Source organism: Pseudomonas sp. RA_105y_Pfl2_P56 (assembly GCF_963970845.1).
Lineage (GTDB): Bacteria > Pseudomonadota > Gammaproteobacteria > Pseudomonadales > Pseudomonadaceae > Aquipseudomonas > Aquipseudomonas baetica_A.
Map to the genome: position 1 here is coordinate 108,225 of NZ_CAXAPL010000010.1, position 17,272 is coordinate 125,496.

General features: G+C 56.5%; 13 protein-coding genes and 2 pseudogenes. 14 read left to right on the top strand and 1 reads right to left on the bottom strand.

Annotated features, from left to right (window positions below; all coding sequences use genetic code 11):
• Positions 1-81 precede the first annotated feature (81 nt).
• The 9 genes from AACY11_RS09545 to AACY11_RS09585 all read left to right on the top strand — a co-directional run bounded on the left by AACY11_RS09545 (position 82) and on the right by AACY11_RS09585 (position 10,454).
• Complete coding sequence (locus AACY11_RS09545) at positions 82-987, top strand: AraC family transcriptional regulator (RefSeq protein ID WP_339464296.1); 906 nt, start codon at positions 82-84, stop codon at positions 985-987.
• 253 nt (positions 988-1,240) lie between these two features.
• On the top strand, positions 1,241-2,551 hold the full coding sequence (locus AACY11_RS09550) for an ABC transporter substrate-binding protein (protein ID WP_339464297.1): 1,311 nt from the start codon (positions 1,241-1,243) through the stop codon (positions 2,549-2,551).
• A 153-nt stretch (positions 2,552-2,704) separates the two neighbouring features.
• The gene (locus tag AACY11_RS09555) at positions 2,705-3,631 is read left to right on the top strand and encodes a carbohydrate ABC transporter permease (RefSeq protein ID WP_339464298.1); all 927 of its coding nucleotides are present in this window, start codon (positions 2,705-2,707) and stop codon (positions 3,629-3,631) included.
• 8 nt (positions 3,632-3,639) lie between these two features.
• On the top strand, positions 3,640-4,470 hold the full coding sequence (locus tag AACY11_RS09560) for a carbohydrate ABC transporter permease (protein ID WP_339464299.1): 831 nt from the start codon (positions 3,640-3,642) through the stop codon (positions 4,468-4,470).
• Between the two features lie 160 nt (positions 4,471-4,630).
• The gene (locus AACY11_RS09565; RefSeq protein WP_339464300.1) at positions 4,631-5,734 is read left to right on the top strand and encodes an ABC transporter ATP-binding protein; all 1,104 of its coding nucleotides are present in this window, start codon (positions 4,631-4,633) and stop codon (positions 5,732-5,734) included.
• 16 nt (positions 5,735-5,750) lie between these two features.
• On the top strand, positions 5,751-7,223 hold the full coding sequence (locus tag AACY11_RS09570; RefSeq protein ID WP_339494532.1) for a mannitol dehydrogenase family protein: 1,473 nt from the start codon (positions 5,751-5,753) through the stop codon (positions 7,221-7,223).
• A gap of 114 nt (positions 7,224-7,337) precedes the next feature.
• Entirely contained in the window at positions 7,338-8,834 is a 1,497-nt protein-coding gene (gene xylB, locus AACY11_RS09575) for a xylulokinase (RefSeq protein ID WP_339494534.1), read from the top strand.
• Positions 8,835-8,847: 13 nt separating this feature from the next.
• Entirely contained in the window at positions 8,848-9,786 is a 939-nt protein-coding gene (locus AACY11_RS09580; RefSeq protein ID WP_339494535.1) for a carbohydrate kinase family protein, read from the top strand.
• Between the two features lie 47 nt (positions 9,787-9,833).
• Positions 9,834-10,454 carry a transglycosylase SLT domain-containing protein gene (locus tag AACY11_RS09585; RefSeq protein WP_221729789.1) on the top strand — a complete coding sequence of 207 codons (621 nt, stop codon included), beginning with the start codon at positions 9,834-9,836 and terminating at the stop codon, positions 10,452-10,454.
• A 117-nt stretch (positions 10,455-10,571) separates the two neighbouring features.
• Here AACY11_RS09585 and AACY11_RS09590 read toward each other — a convergent pair.
• Positions 10,572-10,912 (bottom strand): annotated as a pseudogene (locus AACY11_RS09590) (hypothetical protein); the annotation flags it as partial.
• Between the two features lie 260 nt (positions 10,913-11,172).
• Between AACY11_RS09590 and tssI the strand changes: the two are divergent.
• From tssI to AACY11_RS09615, 5 genes and pseudogenes are all read left to right on the top strand, one after another.
• Positions 11,173-13,464, top strand: a complete 2,292-nt coding sequence (gene tssI, locus AACY11_RS09595) for a type VI secretion system Vgr family protein (protein WP_339494536.1) — start codon at positions 11,173-11,175, stop codon at positions 13,462-13,464.
• Positions 13,461-15,080, top strand: a complete 1,620-nt coding sequence (locus AACY11_RS09600) for a hypothetical protein (RefSeq protein ID WP_339464305.1) — start codon at positions 13,461-13,463, stop codon at positions 15,078-15,080. The genes tssI and AACY11_RS09600 overlap by 4 nt, the downstream gene beginning before the upstream one ends.
• The gene (locus AACY11_RS09605; RefSeq protein ID WP_339494537.1) at positions 15,077-16,030 is read left to right on the top strand and encodes a PoNe immunity protein domain-containing protein; all 954 of its coding nucleotides are present in this window, start codon (positions 15,077-15,079) and stop codon (positions 16,028-16,030) included. The genes AACY11_RS09600 and AACY11_RS09605 overlap by 4 nt, the downstream gene beginning before the upstream one ends.
• Before the next feature lie 98 nt (positions 16,031-16,128).
• Positions 16,129-16,410 (top strand): annotated as a pseudogene (locus AACY11_RS09610) (PoNe immunity protein domain-containing protein); the annotation flags it as partial.
• A gap of 34 nt (positions 16,411-16,444) precedes the next feature.
• Entirely contained in the window at positions 16,445-17,236 is a 792-nt protein-coding gene (locus AACY11_RS09615) for a PoNe immunity protein domain-containing protein (protein ID WP_339494538.1), read from the top strand.
• The last annotated feature ends 36 nt before the right edge of the window (positions 17,237-17,272 follow it).

The window sequence follows — 17,272 nt, forward strand, 5'->3', positions numbered from 1 at the left end:
GAGCATGCGGTCAGAGCGAACTGGCACATCACACGTCGAACGAGGCATGATCAGCAGGCGATAACAACAAAGTAGCAGGCCATGAACCGAACCGCCCGCGTGACCGACCCTTCTTACGAGTTGATGGATGACCACAACGGGTTGTCCATCATCTACCGCCAGCACGGCTTCCCCTGCCCGCTGGTGCGTTGGCATTTCCACAAGGAATACGAACTGCACCTGATCGTCGCCAGCTCAGGCAAGGTGTTCATTGGCGACTACATCGGCAACTTCTATCCCGAAACCCTGTTTCTCACCGGCCCCAACCTGCCGCACAACTGGATCAGCCAGGTGGCCGAACACGAAGTGGTCGAGAAGCGCGACATGCTGGTCAATTTCACGGATGAGTTGTTCGAGAGCGGCCATCAGGTGTTCACCGAACTGAAAACCCTGGCACCGCTGTTGGAGCGAGCTCAGTACGGCATCGAATTCCGCTGCAAACGGACGATCCGTCAGGCCATGGCGCTGATGCAGCGGATCGCCGACACTCAGGGGATTACCCGCCTCGGACACTTTTTCATCCTGATGGAATTGCTCGCCGCCAGCGATGATTTTCAGTTGTTGTCCGGCGCCACCACGCCGCAATTGGCGGATGAGCACAACATCGACCGCACCAACCGCGCTGTTGATTACATCTTCAGCCACTACGCCCGGGATATTTCACTGGAGGAAGTCGCCGAGCATCTGGGCATGACGCCGACCTATTTCAGCCGTGTGTTCAAACAGGCGACCGGGCGCAACTTCATCGAATTCGTCAATCGCCTGCGCATCAGCAAGTCCTGCGAACTGCTGGCCGATGGCGACAAACCGGTAACTGACGTGTGTTTTGAGTCGGGCTTCAACAACATTTCCAACTTCAATCGGCGGTTTCAGCAACTCAAGGGCATGACGCCCTCGCATTATCGACGCCTCGCCGTGCAGCGCCTGACCGAACAGAACCACACCTGACACTTCCTACAGGCTTTGTTCTGTTTTTGGCTCACAACCTGTACGTATCCGACACCCTCCCTTCGCTGAAATCCCCTGCCCTGCGTTAATCGCCCCAAAGCCCAGTGCAAGAAAGTATCGATCAGAGTGCGACGGATGATTTGTCAGTCCGTCGATTGAAGGCTGTAATCAGCGCACATTCTTCCTGCACAGGAAGACACAAAAACAATAACTGTCCTTCTGCCTCCCTCCGGACGCAGAAAAGGAGTGCACGATGCAACCCACTGCAAAAGCTCTGCTTGCCCTCACCTGCATGACCCTCAGCAGCGTCAGCCTTGGCGCCCAGACCCTGACCATCGCCACCGTGAACAACAGCGACATGATTCGCATGCAAAAGCTCTCGAAAACCTTCGAGACCGAGCATCCGGACATCAAGCTCAATTGGGTGGTACTGGAAGAAAACGTCCTGCGCCAACGCCTGACCACCGACATCGCCACCCAGGGTGGCCAGTTCGACGTGTTGACCATCGGCATGTACGAAGCGGCACTGTGGGGCGCCAAGGGCTGGCTGGAACCGATGAAGGATCTGCCGGCCAGTTACGCCCTCGACGACGTGTTCCCGTCGGTGCGCGAAGGCCTGTCGGTCAAGGGTTCGCTGTACGCCTTGCCGTTCTATGCCGAAAGCTCGATCACCTATTACCGCACCGATCTGTTCAAGGAAGCCGGCCTGACCATGCCCGAGCGTCCGACCTGGGAGCAGATTGCAGGCTTCGCCGAAAAACTCACCCACAAAGACAAAGAGCAGTACGGCATCTGCCTGCGTGGCAAAGCCGGTTGGGGCGAGAACATGGCGCTGGTCACCACCATCGCCAACGCTTATGGCGCACGCTGGTTCGATGAAAAATGGCAGCCGCAATTCAACGGCCCTGAGTGGAAAAACGCGCTGAACTTCTACGTCAACACCATGAAGAAATCCGGCCCGCCGGGTGCGTCCAGCAACGGTTTCAACGAAAACCTCGCCTTGTTCAACAGCGGCAAATGCGCAATCTGGGTCGATGCCAGCGTCGCCGGCTCGTTTGTGACCGACAAGACTCAGAGCAAGGTCGCTGATCACGTCGGCTTCACCTTTGCGCCCCATCAGGTCACCGACAAAGGTTCGGCATGGCTGTATTCGTGGGCGCTGGCGATTCCGACCAGCTCCAAAGCCAAAGACGCCGCGAAAGAATTCAGTGCTTGGGCGACCTCCAAAGAGTACGGCGAACTGGTAGCCAAAACCGACGGTATCGCCAACGTACCGCCAGGCACGCGTGCCTCGACCTACAGCGATGCCTACATGAGCGCCGCGCCGTTCGCCAAAGTGACGCTGGAATCGCTCAAGGCGGCGGACCCGAGCAAACCGACGCTAAAACCGGTGCCTTACATCGGTATTCAATTGGTGACCATTCCTGAGTTCCAGGCCGTCGGTACCCAGGTCGGCAAGCTGTTCTCGGCGGCATTGATCGGCCAGACCACGGTGGATCAAGCCTTGGAAGCCGCCCAGCAAACCACCGAACGCGCGATGAAGCGCGCCGGTTATCCCAAGTAATCCGTAAGGCTCGCTCCTGCCTCCTGTGGCAGCGAGCCTGCTCGCGAAGGCGTCGTACCAGCCAATACACATGGCACTGATCCACCGCTTTCGCGAGCAGGCTCGCTTCCACATGGGATCTCCATAGGTCTGTATGACTCGGTTGTGATCACCATGAATACTTCAACTGCCAAAGCCCACATCGACCTCGCCCAGCCACAGCGCAAAAGCCGTTTGGCCAATCCCGGCTGGTTTCTGGTCAGCCCTTCAGTGGCCCTGTTGCTGCTCTGGATGATTGTGCCGCTGGGCATGACCGTCTACTTCTCGTTGATCCGCTACAACCTGCTTTACCCCGGTGAAAACCAGTTCGTCGGGCTTGAGAACTTCACTTACTTCCTGACCGACTCCGGCTTCCTGCCCGGCGCCACCAATACGTTGTTGCTGGTCGGCAGTGTGTTGCTGATCAGCGTGGTGTTCGGTGTATTGATCAGCGCTCTGCTTGAAGCCAGCGAGTTCCTCGGTCGCGGAATCGTGCGGGTGATGCTGATTTCGCCGTTCTTCATCATGCCCACGGTCGGCGCTCTGATCTGGAAGAACCTGATCTTTCATCCGGTCTCCGGAATCCTCGCCTACGTCTGGAAGCTGTTCGGCGCGCAGCCGGTGGACTGGCTGGCGCACTACCCGCTGCTGTCGATCATCATCATTGTCTCGTGGCAATGGCTGCCCTTCGCCATCCTGATTCTGATGACCGCCATGCAGTCCCTCGACCAGGAACAAAAAGAAGCGGCGCGCCTGGACGGCGCTGGCCCCGTCGCGATCTTCTGGCACCTGACCCTGCCGCACCTCGCCCGGCCGATTGCCGTGGTGGTGATGATCGAAACGATCTTTCTGCTGTCGGTGTTCGCCGAGATTTTCACCACCACCAACGGTGGCCCTGGCTACGCCTCGACCAACCTGGCCTACCTGATCTACAACCAGGCACTGGTGCAGTTCGACGTCGGCATGGCCTCGGCGGGCGGTTTGATTGCCGTGGTCATCGCCAACATCGCCGCGATCATTCTGGTGCGGATGATCGGCAAAAACCTGACTGACAAAGCCTGAGGCCTGCCATGACTCTTCAACAATCCCGCCGGCTGCAAAGCCTGCTGCTCGGCACCCTGGCCTGGGCCATCGCGATCGTGATTTTCTTCCCGATCTTCTGGATGGTGCTGACCAGTTTCAAGAGCGAAATCGACGCGTTTGCCACGCCGCCACAGTTCATCTTCACGCCGACGCTGGAGAACTACCTGCACATCAACGAGCGCAGCGACTACTTCAGTTTCGCCTGGAACTCGGTGGTGATTTCCTTCAGCGCCACCGCCCTGTCCCTGCTGATCGCGGTGCCGGCGGCGTACTCGATGGCGTTCTACGAAACCCAGCGCACCAAAGGCACGCTGCTGTGGATGCTCTCCACCAAAATGCTGCCGCCGGTGGGCGTGCTGATGCCGATCTACCTGCTGGCCAAGAGTTTCGGCCTGCTCGACACGCGCACGGCCCTGATCGTCATCTACACGCTGATCAACCTGCCCATCGTGGTCTGGATGATTTACACCTACTTCAAGGACATTCCCAAAGACATCCTCGAAGCCGCCCGGCTCGACGGCGCCACGCTGTGGCAGGAAATGGTTCGCGTGCTGCTGCCGATCGCCAAGGGCGGCCTGGCCTCGACGGTGCTGCTGTCGCTGATCCTGTGCTGGAACGAGGCTTTCTGGTCGCTGAACCTGACCTCGTCAAAAGCCGCACCACTGACCGCGCTGATCGCCTCGTATTCGAGTCCCGAAGGGTTGTTCTGGGCCAAGTTGTCGGCAGTCTCGACCCTGGCGTGTGCGCCGATCCTGATCTTCGGCTGGATCAGCCAAAAACAACTGGTGCGCGGTTTGTCGTTCGGCGCCGTGAAATGAATCTATCCAACCCAACGCAATGTCCCGTGGGAGCGGGCTTGCTCGCGAAAGCGCAGTGTCATCCACCCTTGATACCGACTGACACGACCGCTTCGCGAACAAGCCCGCTCCCACCAAAAGCTTGCCCGGTGCAATTGAAATAACTCAAGCGGAGGCCCCCATGGCCAACCTGAAAATCAAGAATCTGCAAAAAGGCTTCGAAGGTTTTTCCATCATCAAGGGCATCGACCTGGAAGTGAACGACAAAGAGTTCGTGGTCTTCGTCGGCCCGTCCGGTTGCGGCAAATCCACCCTGCTGCGTCTGATCGCCGGCCTTGAAGAAGTCAGTGGCGGCACCATCGAACTGGATGGCCGCGACATCACCGAAGTCAGCCCGGCCAAACGCGATCTGGCGATGGTGTTCCAGACCTACGCGCTGTATCCGCACATGACGGTGAAAAAGAACATGTCGTTCGCCCTCGATCTGGCCGGCGTGCCCAAAGCCGAAGTCGCGAAAAAAGTCGGCGAAGCGGCGCGCATCCTTGAGCTGGGGCCGTTGCTGGAGCGCAAGCCGAAACAACTCTCCGGTGGTCAGCGTCAGCGCGTAGCGATTGGCCGCGCCATCGTGCGCAACCCGAAAATTTTCCTCTTCGATGAACCACTGTCCAACCTCGACGCGGCCCTGCGGGTGCAGATGCGCCTGGAACTGCTGCGCCTGCACAAAGACTTGCAAGCGACCATGATCTACGTCACCCACGATCAGGTTGAAGCCATGACCATGGCTGACAAAGTCGTGGTACTGAATGGTGGCAAGATCGAGCAAGTGGGCTCTCCGCTGGACCTGTATCACAACCCCGCCAACCTGTTCGTCGCCGGTTTCCTCGGCACGCCGAAGATGGGTTTCCTCAAGGGCAAGATCGCCCGGGTCGATGGACAACACTGCGAAGTGGCGCTGGACGCGGGGACGCGTATCACGCTGCCCTTCAACGCCGCCCATCTGAGCGTTGGCAGCGACGTGACCCTCGGCATCCGCCCCGAACACCTGGAACTGGCGCAACCGGGCGACTGCACCCTGCACGTCACCGCTGACGTCAGCGAGCGCTTGGGCAGCGACACGTTCTGCCACGTCAAAACCAATGCCGGCGAAGCCCTGACCATGCGTGTACGCGCAGACCTGGCCAGCCGTTATGGCGAGCAACTGAACTTGTGTCTGGACGCCGCCCACTGCCACTTATTCGATGCCGAAGGTCTGGCGTTGACCCGTCCGCTACGCGCTGCGGCCTGATTGTCGAGACTATCCGATGAAACTGAACGAACAGAACCTCAACCGCCTCGCTCCTGAGGTGAAACTGCCCGCCTACAACCTCAGCGACACCCGTCAGGGCATTGCTCACATTGGCGTCGGTGGATTTCATCGCGCGCATCAGGCGTATTACACCGACGCGCTGATGAACACCGGCGAAGCGCTGGACTGGGCGATTTGCGGCGTTGGCCTGCGCGACGAAGACCGCCGCGCCCGCGATGATCTCAAGGAGCAGGATTACCTGTTCACGCTGTTCGAACTCGGCGATAGCGACGACACCGAAGTCCGTGTGATCGGTGCGATCAGCGACATGCTGTTGGCCGAGGACGGTGCTCAGGCCCTCATCGAAAAACTCGCCGATCCGCAGATCCGCATCGTCTCGCTGACCATCACCGAAGGTGGCTATTGCATCGACGACAGCAACGGTGAGTTCATGGCGCACTTGCCGCAGATTCAATACGATCTGGCACACCCTCAAGCCCCGAAAACCGTCTTCGGTTTCCTTTGCGCAGCGCTGGAGAAACGCCGTGGCGCCGGCACGGCGGCGTTCACGATCATGTCCTGCGATAACCTGCCCCACAACGGCGCCGTCACCCGCAAAGCGTTGCTCACGTTCGCCATGTTGCGCGACCCCGTGCTGCGCGACTGGATCGAGCAGAACGTCAGTTTCCCCAACGCCATGGTTGACCGCATCACGCCGATGACCAGCACCGCGCATCGCCTGCAACTGGCGGACAAGCACGGCGTGGACGATGCCTGGCCGGTGGTTTGCGAGCCGTTTGTGCAGTGGGTGCTGGAAGACAGGTTCGTCAACGGCCGTCCGGCCTGGGAAAAGGTCGGTGTGCAGTTCACCGACGACGTTTCGCCGTACGAAGAAATGAAGATCAAACTGCTCAATGGCAGCCATCTGGCGCTGACTTATCTGGGCTTTTTGAAGGGTTATCGCTTTGTCCACGAGACCATGAAAGACCCGCTGTTCGTGCGGTACATGCGCGCTTACATGGATCAGGATGTCACGCCGCAACTGGCGCCAGTGCCCGGCATTGATCTGAGCGAATACAAGGACACACTGGTAGCGCGGTTCTCCAATCAGGCGATTGCCGATCAGCTTGAACGGGTGTGTTCGGACGGGTCGTCGAAGTTTCCCAAGTTCACGATTCCGACGATCAATCGGTTGATTGCTGATGGCCAGGACACCAAACGCGCAGCCTTGGTCGTTGCTGCGTGGGCCCTGTATTTGAAAGGCATGGATGAGAACGGCGACACCTATTCGATACCAGATCCGCGCGCGGCGTTTTGTCAGGGGCTGGTGGCGGACGATGCGTTGATCTCTCAGCGATTATTAGCGGTCGAGGAGATTTTTGGCACGGCGATCCCGCGTTCGGCGGCGTTTGTCGCGGCGTTCGAGTGGTGCTGCGAGAGTTTGCGCGAAGTGGGTGTTTCGCGAACATTGGAACGGGTGCTGGCCTGAATCGAGCGGTGAGACGACTGACGCCCTCGCGAGCAAGCCCGCTCCCACATTTTGAAATGCGCACCCTTGTGGGGGCGAGCCTGCTGGTAGACCTGAGACCCTGAGGACATTCCTGTGACAACCCGACAACGCTTCCTGGGCATCGACTGCGGCACCCAAGGCACCAAAGCAATCATCCTGGATGCCACCAGCGGCCAAGTCCTCGGCCAGGGCGCCGCCGCACACACGATGATCAGCGGCGCCAACGGTCGCCGCGAGCAAGACACGCAGCAATGGCTGCAAGCCTTCGCCCTCGCCACCCGCCGCGCACTCTTGGCGGCGAATGTCGACGGTCAGTCGATTCTCGGCATTGGCGTGTCAGGCCAGCAACACGGTTTGGTATTGCTCGACGATCAAGGCGAAGTGTTGCGCCCGGCCAAACTCTGGTGCGACACCGAAAGCAGCGCCGAAAATGATCGACTGCTCACCCATCTGGGCGGCGAGAAAGGCTCTCTGGAACGCCTCGGCGTGATCATCGCGCCGGGCTACACCGTGTCGAAACTGCTTTGGACCAAAGAACAGCATCCGGCGGTATTTGCGCGCATATCGCGAATTCTGCTGCCCCACGACTACCTCAATTACTGGCTTACCGGCCGCGCGTGCAGCGAATACGGCGACGCCTCGGGCACCGGTTATTTCAACGTACGCACCCGCCAGTGGGACTTGCAACTGCTGCGCGACATCGACGCCAGCGGACGCCTGCAAGCAGCGCTGCCGGAGTTGATCGACGCACACGAAGCGGTGGGGACCCTCCTCCCAGCCATCGCCGAACAACTGGGCCTGAACCCCAACGCACTGATCTCCAGCGGCGGCGGTGACAACATGATGGGCGCCATCGGCACCGCCAACATTCAGCCCGGCGCCATCACCATGAGCCTGGGTTCCTCCGGTACGGTGTATGCCTATGCCGACGTGCCGAAAGTCAGTCCGGATGCCTCGGTCGCTACCTTCTGTTCCTCCAGCGGTGGCTGGTTGCCGCTGATCTGCACCATGAACCTGACCAACGCCACCGGCGCCATCCGTGAGTTGTTCGACCTCGATCTCGATCAGTTCAACGAGTTCGTCGCGCAAGCGCCCATCGGCGCCGAGGGCGTGAGCATGCTGCCGTTCCTCAACGGCGAACGCGTCCCCGCCCTGCCCCATGCCACCGGCAGCCTGCACGGCTTGACGCTGGATAACCTGACCCAGGCCAATCTGTGCCGCGCTGCCGTCGAAGGCACCACGTTCGGCCTGCGCTATGGACTGGATTTGCTCCGGCACAATGGTTTACAAAGCCGCAGCATTTGCCTGATCGGCGGTGGCTCGAAAAGCGCCGTGTGGCGGCAGATCGTCGCCGACATCATGAACACCCCGGTGATCTGCACTGAACAAAGCGAAGCCGCCGCCCTTGGCGCGGCGGTTCAAGCGGCGTGGTGCAAATCATGGTCGAACGGCCACGAAGACACACTTGCCGACCTGTGCGAGCGCTGCGTGAAGCTTGACCTGAGCAGTGAAACCCTGCCGATTGCCACCAACGTCACAGCGTTCCAGCAGGCCTATGAACGCTATCAACAACATGTCGCAATCCTATAAAGAGCTAACAATTATGTATTTGGTGTGTGGCGAAGCCCTGTTTGATTTCTTCAGCGAAAACGATGCCAGCGGTCTGGCCTCGAAAGTGAATTTCAAGGCGATTGCCGGCGGCTCGCCGTTCAACGTCGCCGTCGGCTTGCGCCGCTTGGGCGTGGATTCGGCCTTGTTTGGCGGACTGTCCACCGACTACCTCGGCCGCCGCTTGCAGCAAGTGTTGCAGGAGGAAGGTGTGCGACCGGACTATCTGGTGGACTTCGCCGCGCCGACCACCCTGGCGATGGTCGCCGTCGGAGCCAATGGCTCGCCGCATTACAGCTTTCGCGGTGAAGGCTGCGCGGATCGGCAACTGAGCCTGACGCACCTGCCGACGTTGGGCCCCGAGGTGCGCGGCCTGCATGTCGGTTCGTTCTCACTGGTGGTGCAGCCGATTGCCGACACCCTGCTCGCCCTGGTCCAGCGCGAAAGCGGCAAACGCCTGATCACGCTCGACCCCAACGTGCGCCTCAATCCCGAGCCGAATATCGATCTGTGGCGCGCACGCATCGCCACACTGGTGCAACTGGCGGATCTGATCAAAGTCAGCGATGAAGACTTGAGCCTGCTGTACCCCGGGCAGGACCCGCAGCGCGTCATCGAAGGCTGGCTGGAGCATCGCTGCCAAGTGGTATTCCTGACCCGGGGCGGTGACGGCGCGACGGCCTTCAGCCGCGTCCATGGTGCATGGTCGGTGCCGGCCAGTTCGGTAAAGATCGCCGATACCGTTGGCGCCGGCGATACCTTCCAGGCCGCGCTGATTACTTGGTTGACCGAACAAGGCCTGGATTCGGTGGACGGCGTGCAACAGCTTGCGCGCGAGCAGATTGACGCGATGCTCAAGTTTGCCGTGCAAGCGGCGGCGCTGACGTGCAGCAAGACCGGTCCGGATTTGCCCTATCGTCACCAATTGAGCTGAGCGCGTAGACTGTCGCCCTTTTTACGCGCAAGACGGGATAACGGCTTTTGAATTCAGGGCAGACGATTGGACTACTGATACTCGCGGCGTTATTGACGGGTTGCGGCACCTCGCCGCCCCGTTCGCCAGAAAACATCTGCGAGATCTTCCGCGAGAAAAGTGATTGGTACGACGCAGCGCAAGTCACGCAAAAACGCTGGGGCGTGCCGATCCAGGTGCCCTTCGCCATCATGTATCAGGAATCCGGCTACCGCTACGACGCCAAGACCCCGCGCAAATACCTGCTCTGGGTAATCCCGTGGGGCCGGGTGTCGACCGCCTCGGGCTACGCCCAGGCCAAGGATGAAGTCTGGTCCGACTACCAGAAAAGCACCGGCCGCAACTGGGCCGACCGTGAGGACTTTGATGACGCTATCGATTTTGTTGGCTGGTACATGGACAAGACCACGTCGATCAACGGCGTATACAAATACGACGCCTACGGCCAGTACCTCAACTACCACGAAGGCTGGGGTGGCTATCGGCAGAAAACCTATGCCAGCAAGGCGTGGTTGATGGCCACGGCGGGCAAGGTGCAAAGTCGTTCGAATGTGTATGCCCAGCAATATGCCGGCTGCAAGGAGGACTTGAATCGCGGGTTCTGGAGCCGATTCTGGCATTGGCTGTAACAACGCCTTCGCGAGCAAGCCCGCTCCCACAAGGATCTCTGTTTATGAACACCCGAGAAACCTGTGGGTGGGGGCTTGCTCACGAAAACGCCGGATCAAACACTACAAATCTGAGGTTCACAACACCCAAAAGTTGTAACTCACCATCAACCGGGTCTCATCCACATCCCAGGCAAACTTCTCGTATCGGGTGCGGTAAGTCGTTGACCTGCACACAGTTGACCAGATACGGGTTGCTGCCATCGAAGTAAGGCATCGAGTTGTCGTCGTTCATGCGCGGCCAACCGCCACTGAGCGTGTGGCCGTCGATGGAACCGACTCTTTCGGCGCCGCTGTCGGCACTTTTGATCAGACGTACATCGGCCTTTAACACGCGCGGTGTACTTGTCCCGTCGCGACACCACGAGGGTCAGATCTTTCACGTCGTTGGACGTCAGCATTGCACCGTTGAACATGGTTGATGGCCGATGGCTTTGACGTGCTACAGGCAACTCTAGTCTGAAACTGACTGGTAATTCTCATGCGCCCGGTCAGTTGAATACGCGTAACCGTCGCGGGCATATCGGCTAAAACGCCCGATTTCATTAGGCCAAATGGCCCAACTAAGGGTTTCCCCCATACGCTGCCAAGCCCCTCACTACGGCATTTGCGCCTTGAACGAGTCAGCCTAATCCGACATCATCCGTCACCTGCTTATTCAACGGACGGAACTCTAGGCATGCTGGACGCCAACGCAACCCACATCACCCTCACGCTTGAAGGCGCCAACGCCGACCTGCAAGTCCTCAGCTTCATCGGTCGCGAAGCCCTCAACGAACCGTTCCGTTTCGACCTCGAACTGGTCAGCGCCCGCCCCGATCTGAAGCTCGAAGAGCTGCTGCACAAGCCCGGTGTGCTGACCTTTGGCGCCACCGGCGAAGGCAAGATTCATGGCCTGGTGTATCGCATCGAGCAAGGCGATTCCGGCAAAACTCTGACCCGATACAGCATCAGTCTGGTGCCGCAACTGGCCTACCTGCGCCACAACCACGACCAGCAGATCTTTCAGCAACTCACAGTGCCGAAGATCATCGCTCAGGTGCTGGAAGATCGCGGCATCCTCGCCAACGCCTACAGCTTCCAGCTCGGCGCCGAGTACCCCGAGCGTGACTACTGCGTGCAGTACGACGAATCAGACCTGCACTTCATCCAGCGCCTGTGCGAAGAGGAAGGCATTCACTTCCACTTCCAGCACAGCAGTAGCGGCCACAAACTGGTGTTCGGCGACGACCAGACGGTGTTTCGCAAACTTAAAGCCGTGAGCTACCAGCAAGACTCCGGCATGAGCGCTGACAAACCGGTGATCAAGCGCTTCAACCTGCGCCTGGAAACCCGCACCACTCGCGTCAGCCGCCGCGACTACGACTTCGAAAAGCCGCAGATCCTCCCCGAAGGCACGGCAACCAGCCCCTTCGCCCCGGACCTCGAAGACTACGATTACCCCGGCCGCTTCACTACCCGCGAGCGCGGCAAGCACCTCTCGACCCGCGCACTGGAACGCCATCGCAGCGACTACACACTCGCCGAAGGCAAAGGTGACGAACCGACCCTCACCAGCGGCCACTTCCTCACCCTCGCCGAACACCCGCGCGCCGAGTGGAACGATATGTGGTTGCTGCTCGAAGTCTTCCACGAAGGCAAACAACCGCAAGTGCTCGGTGAAAACGTCACCAGCGACGTCACCGACAACAAAAGCGATTTCCACCAGGGCTACCGCAACAGCTTCCTCGCCACCCCGTGGGACGCGCACTACCGCCCTGCCCTCGAACACCCGAAACCGAAAATCCTCGGCAGCCAGACCGCCATCGTTACCGGCCCGTCCGGCGAAGAAATTCACTGCGATCAATACGGCCGCATCAAGGTGCAATTTCGCTGGGACCGCGACGGCCAGGCCGACGATAAAACAACCTCCTGGATGCGCGTCGCCAGCGGCTGGGCCGGCGCCGCGTACGGCGGCATCGCCATCCCGCGCATCGGCATGGAAGTCCTCGTCACCTTCCTCGAAGGCGATCCCGACCAGCCACTCGTCACCGGTTGCCTGTACCACAAGGAAAACGTCGTCCCCTACGACCTGCCGGCAAACAAAACCCGCAGCACCTTCAAGACCCTGAGTTCACCGGGCGGCAAGGGCTACAACGAATTCCGTATCGAAGACAAAAAAGGCGTCGAGCAGATCTACATCCACGCCCAACGCGACTGGGACGAAAACATCGAGCACGACCAGAAGATTCGCGTCGGCAATGAACGGCATGACACCGTTGAAGCCAATACGCTGAGCGAATTCAAGGTTGAAGAACACCGCATCACCCATCTGGACCGCATCAGCGAAATGCGCGCCGACGAGCACCTGACCGTCGGCGTGACCCAGCACGTAAAAATCGGCACCGCTCAATTCGTCGAAGCCGGCAGCGAAATCCACTACCACGCCGGCGACAAGGTCGTGGTAGACGCCGGCATGGAACTCACCGCCAAGGCTGGCGGCAGTTTCGTCAAGGTCGACGCCGGCGGCGTGACCATCAGCGGCGCTGAAGTGAAGGTCAATACCGGCGGCGCGCCTGGCGTGGGCACCGGGATCGGGATTTTGGTGCCGTTGATTCCGGGGTTGGCAGCGGCAGACATCGCCGGAAGGCTGATGGAAAAAGCCAAGGCCAACCCGACGTGGCTTGAGTTGAATTTGCACTACGACAATCTGGAACCGGTGCCGGGCGCGTCTTATCGCGTTGATTTCGCCGATGGCTCGACCCGCGAAGGCGTGCTGGACGATGACGGCTTCGCCCGGTTGGAAGACGTGCCGAAAGGACCGGCCAAAGTCTATTACGGCGAAGATCCGCGGCCTTTTGATCGCGAACCAGTGAAAATCGTCCAAAGTAGCGATGCAAAGGTCAATGAGGACATCCGAAAACTTGGACTCGATCCAGACAACGTTGATTTACAAGCACTAGTGGAGAAAGCCGCAGGGAGGCTGACATGAGTGAAGAAGCGCAAACTGAAGACCGTACAGCAGCTTATAAAGAGGCAGCAGTCGAACTTGCGAAGGGTATTGCCTTAGGAGCCGTACCCTTTCTAGGTCAAGCGATCGACGCGTACGACACAGTAGAGTCCTCTATCGTCCTCTACAATGCGGAAACTGCAGACGGTAAAGATGAAGCAAAATTTGATTTGCTCCTTGCAGTTATCGGCTGGATTCCTGGACCAGGTGATGGTCTGAAAAAAAGCATGCGCATAGTCAATAAAGATCCTCAGCGTTATGCCCCGGTTCTATTTGATTTGTTGCGTTTTGTATTACAAGAGTGTGGTATCAAAACAAGTCCGGAGGAGTTGCTAAAAGAAGTATTCAACGCGTCGAAGCTCCGAGGTGAGCTTGACGACATCATTAGCGCAGTAAAAGGTTCTTCAGCTTTCCAAAGCCTGCCCAACTGGACTCAATCCGCAGTTGTCACCGTACTCGCGACCGCTCGCGACAACATGCCAGAAATGATCGGCATTGTGGAAAGGCGCTTAACAAAATGGAAAGGGATGCAACGCAATAGTTCCGCATTATCTTCAGGATCTACCCACCCCAAGAGGGTAGAAAAACCTGCTGGCAAGGACGCGACCGTAGCAAAAAATGGCAAAGACGGTCCAAGTTCCGCTCACTCTAACCAGCCTGCTAACACGAAGCTAGCCGTTGCCACCGCAGACATCCTCAACGAGGGCTTAGGTGTGTGCGGAGAGCACATCGCAGACTATATATGCGCAGAGAAATTTGGCTGGGGAAAAAAGTGGGACGGTCATGATAAAGGTTCAGAAGGCAAATGGCTGGACGGGAAACCGAACGGCGATACGCTTGGAAAGTTGTCAAAAGGTGGCAACCCCAAAGCTAGACATGTTCTATACAAACTTACAGATGGGGCAAATGGAACCGGAATCGACTCCATCTGGCGAGCGAATCCAAGTACAAACAATAATAAAAAATTCGCTATAGTTGAAGCGAAAGCTAGCAAGCGGGAAGACGCGCCTAAGTTTCTTCAAAAAATTGAGGGTTCAAAACCAAAAATTGCTTCCAAGCTAGGACTTTCCGGGGTTCTGGATCCTTCTGAACTTCTCGAACCGATTACGGATGACGCAGATCAGAATAAACCCGCTAAACAAAAGGCAGGTGGAAAAGCTGGCGGAAAAGCCGGAGGTAAATCAGGCGGAAAAACCTCAAGTGACAATGCGAAAGCTACTAACGACAAGAACACTCCGAGTGGCAAAAAAAATAAAAAAACAGATGAAAAGTCAAAGAAGCACATAGTTCAGATGAGTCGCGCATGGATAACATCAAAGCTACCATTGGCGATAAAAAATATTGAACTACGAGAAAGCATCATGAAGTCCTATAGTCGCCACTTATTTTTTACTCCTCTTTATCATAAGAGCCTCAGCCCCAAAGCGCATGCCGACGCTCAGCTGGCAAATTCACATGAAGAAACTCACCGCGATCACGACGGGTTTCATTATGGCGAGGAAGAAGTAAGAGAGGCCGTTAATAAACGATTAGCCTCATTACGAAAAAAATATGGGAATTTGGACGTATTAAAAGAAGAGGCTAGAATACCAGCATGAACAGACGCCAAAAATTCATTTTCGACTCTTACTATCAAAAATCCATAAAACTTTATGACGAAACAGAATCCCGCTGGAAAAATGAAACCATGCAGGCAGATAACCCTGCGCAGGAAAAGGCTCTTCGCACAGGCCACTTTAAAGAATCTGCATTCAATGCACTACTGATAAGCTATACCGCAGGGGAACCAATAGAAACACTACTCCCAAGGCTAGAAAAGCTTATAACTTGCTATGAAATCTATCAGAATGCTTTAGCTTTGGAAGACGGCGAACCTGACATTTCACCATTAGCAATAGATGATTGGCCTGAGCAATACGAAGAGTGCGTCCAAGTTATCAGCCTGTGTATATTGCTGCATCAAACAGATTTGCTTATCCGCTTTGTTAACTTAATTGATCGCGCAGGATATGCACACGAAGATACTTTATACGAAGATCTTCTGCGCAAAATTCTTCCTGGCCGGTCAGATCTTGATGAATGGTATCACGAACTTTATTCGCCGCTAGTGAAAGCAATTTACGCTGATGACGAAAACGAAGCGAGCGACCTGCTACTTGAATACTGTAAAGAATGGTACCCCGCTTTCGGAAAACTACAAACCAACTGGCATGATAGCCACTTAGACATAGAAGATGATGATGGAAACTATGTTGGGTATTGGGCTTTCGAAGCCGCTGCTGTCGCATTTCTTTACGGAATAGATGATCGCAAGATCAGTCATATGGTCTACCCTAAAGATCTAGTCGAATACGCTAGAAACTATCAATCATCAAGCTCCTCACAAACATCTCGAGTGGATGCGGGAAAACCGTGCATAAAGTCAGGCTTTTGGTTCACTCCCGCTCAAAAGGATTCTCGCCGTTACTTCAACCAAGGAGAAATCATGCCAAAGTTTGATAATTCTGCTTGGGGCGACACGATCTGGTATTGGTCTGGCGAAGAATAAGCTGCTCTACCGTTCGCTCGGCGCTAATTTTCCGGCGCTGAGCGAAGAATGCAAAAGAGCAAAAACACACTTGGACATAGTCTCAGAACCATCTTGCACACGACATCTACACCCCCCTCGTCCTAGCCATCTACGAAGAAGATAAAGACGAAGCCTCAAATCTATTAAAAAGATACTGCGAAAGTTGGTATCCGGCATTCAAGCAAGCTCCATGGCATGATTCGCACAAACAAGGTGACGAAGGGAGTTACTGTGGTTATTGGGCTCTGGAAGCTGGGGCTGTAGCGTTTCTGTATGGCATTGACGACAGCAAAATTGATCACATGGTCTACCCCAAGGATCTCGTCGAGTACGCGAGATCGCAAGCCAAAAAGCCTTAAATCTAAACTACGATATTCGTCACGGACATGACACTTGAAAATACGGCAGAAATATCTTACTGAATTACATTACGAAAACTTCCTGACAAACTACGAAGAAGAATTCGAATTCTGGAAGGACAAACTATTCACAGCAGACTCTCCTGAACAAGAGAAGTCTCTACGAGCCAGGAATTTTAAAAACCTCCACTTGGAGCACGTCTTTATGCTCTACACCGCTGGAGAGGACATACAAAGTCTGGTTCAGCCTCTGAAATTGCTGATTGCCAGTTATGAAGAACTCCAAAAATATCAGGCCACTTATGAACAGATACCTAACATCACTCCTCTGATTATTGATGACTGGCCAGATGAATATGAAGAATGCCTGCAAGTCATAAGTTTGTGCATCTTGTTGCACCGCACTGATTTGCTAAAACGTTTTGTCTTTTTAATCGACAGTGCAGGATATGCCGGCACGGACACTCTTTACGAAGACTTGCTGATCAAGGTTTTACCTGAGCGGGCGGATATCGATCAGTGGTATCACGATGTTTCCACGCCGCTGATACAGGCCATTTACGCTGAAGATAGGAATGAGGCTTCCAGTTTTCTAAGCAATTACTGCGAGAACTGGTATTCCGCCTTTGAGCAGGCGCCATGGCATGACACGCACCACGACGGCGAGGAAGGCAGTTACGTCGGATATTGGGCTTTCGAAGCGGGTGCCATTGCTTACTTATACGGCATCGATGACAGCAAAATAGACCACATGATCTACCCTAAGGATTTGGTCGAATATGCCAGAAACCATCAACTTTCTAATAATCCAAGGGCGCCCGTTTAGATGCTGGCCTACCCTGTAGTCATGACAGGAAATTGG

What these genes read in the sequence shown, in the direction of transcription:
- AACY11_RS09600 (WP_339464305.1), top strand. Translation starts at nt 13,461, where the DNA reads ATGAGTGAAGAAGCGCAAACTGAAGACCGTACAGCAGCTTATAAAGAG.
- AACY11_RS09555 (WP_339464298.1), top strand. Translation starts at nt 2,705, where the DNA reads ATGAATACTTCAACTGCCAAAGCCCACATCGACCTCGCCCAGCCACAG.
- AACY11_RS09580 (WP_339494535.1), top strand. Translation starts at nt 8,848, where the DNA reads ATGTATTTGGTGTGTGGCGAAGCCCTGTTTGATTTCTTCAGCGAAAAC.
- AACY11_RS09605 (WP_339494537.1), top strand. Translation starts at nt 15,077, where the DNA reads ATGAACAGACGCCAAAAATTCATTTTCGACTCTTACTATCAAAAATCC.
- AACY11_RS09570 (WP_339494532.1), top strand. Translation starts at nt 5,751, where the DNA reads ATGAAACTGAACGAACAGAACCTCAACCGCCTCGCTCCTGAGGTGAAA.
- AACY11_RS09565 (WP_339464300.1), top strand. Translation starts at nt 4,631, where the DNA reads ATGGCCAACCTGAAAATCAAGAATCTGCAAAAAGGCTTCGAAGGTTTT.
- AACY11_RS09545 (WP_339464296.1), top strand. Translation starts at nt 82, where the DNA reads ATGAACCGAACCGCCCGCGTGACCGACCCTTCTTACGAGTTGATGGAT.
- AACY11_RS09560 (WP_339464299.1), top strand. Translation starts at nt 3,640, where the DNA reads ATGACTCTTCAACAATCCCGCCGGCTGCAAAGCCTGCTGCTCGGCACC.
- tssI (WP_339494536.1), top strand. Translation starts at nt 11,173, where the DNA reads ATGCTGGACGCCAACGCAACCCACATCACCCTCACGCTTGAAGGCGCC.
- AACY11_RS09550 (WP_339464297.1), top strand. Translation starts at nt 1,241, where the DNA reads ATGCAACCCACTGCAAAAGCTCTGCTTGCCCTCACCTGCATGACCCTC.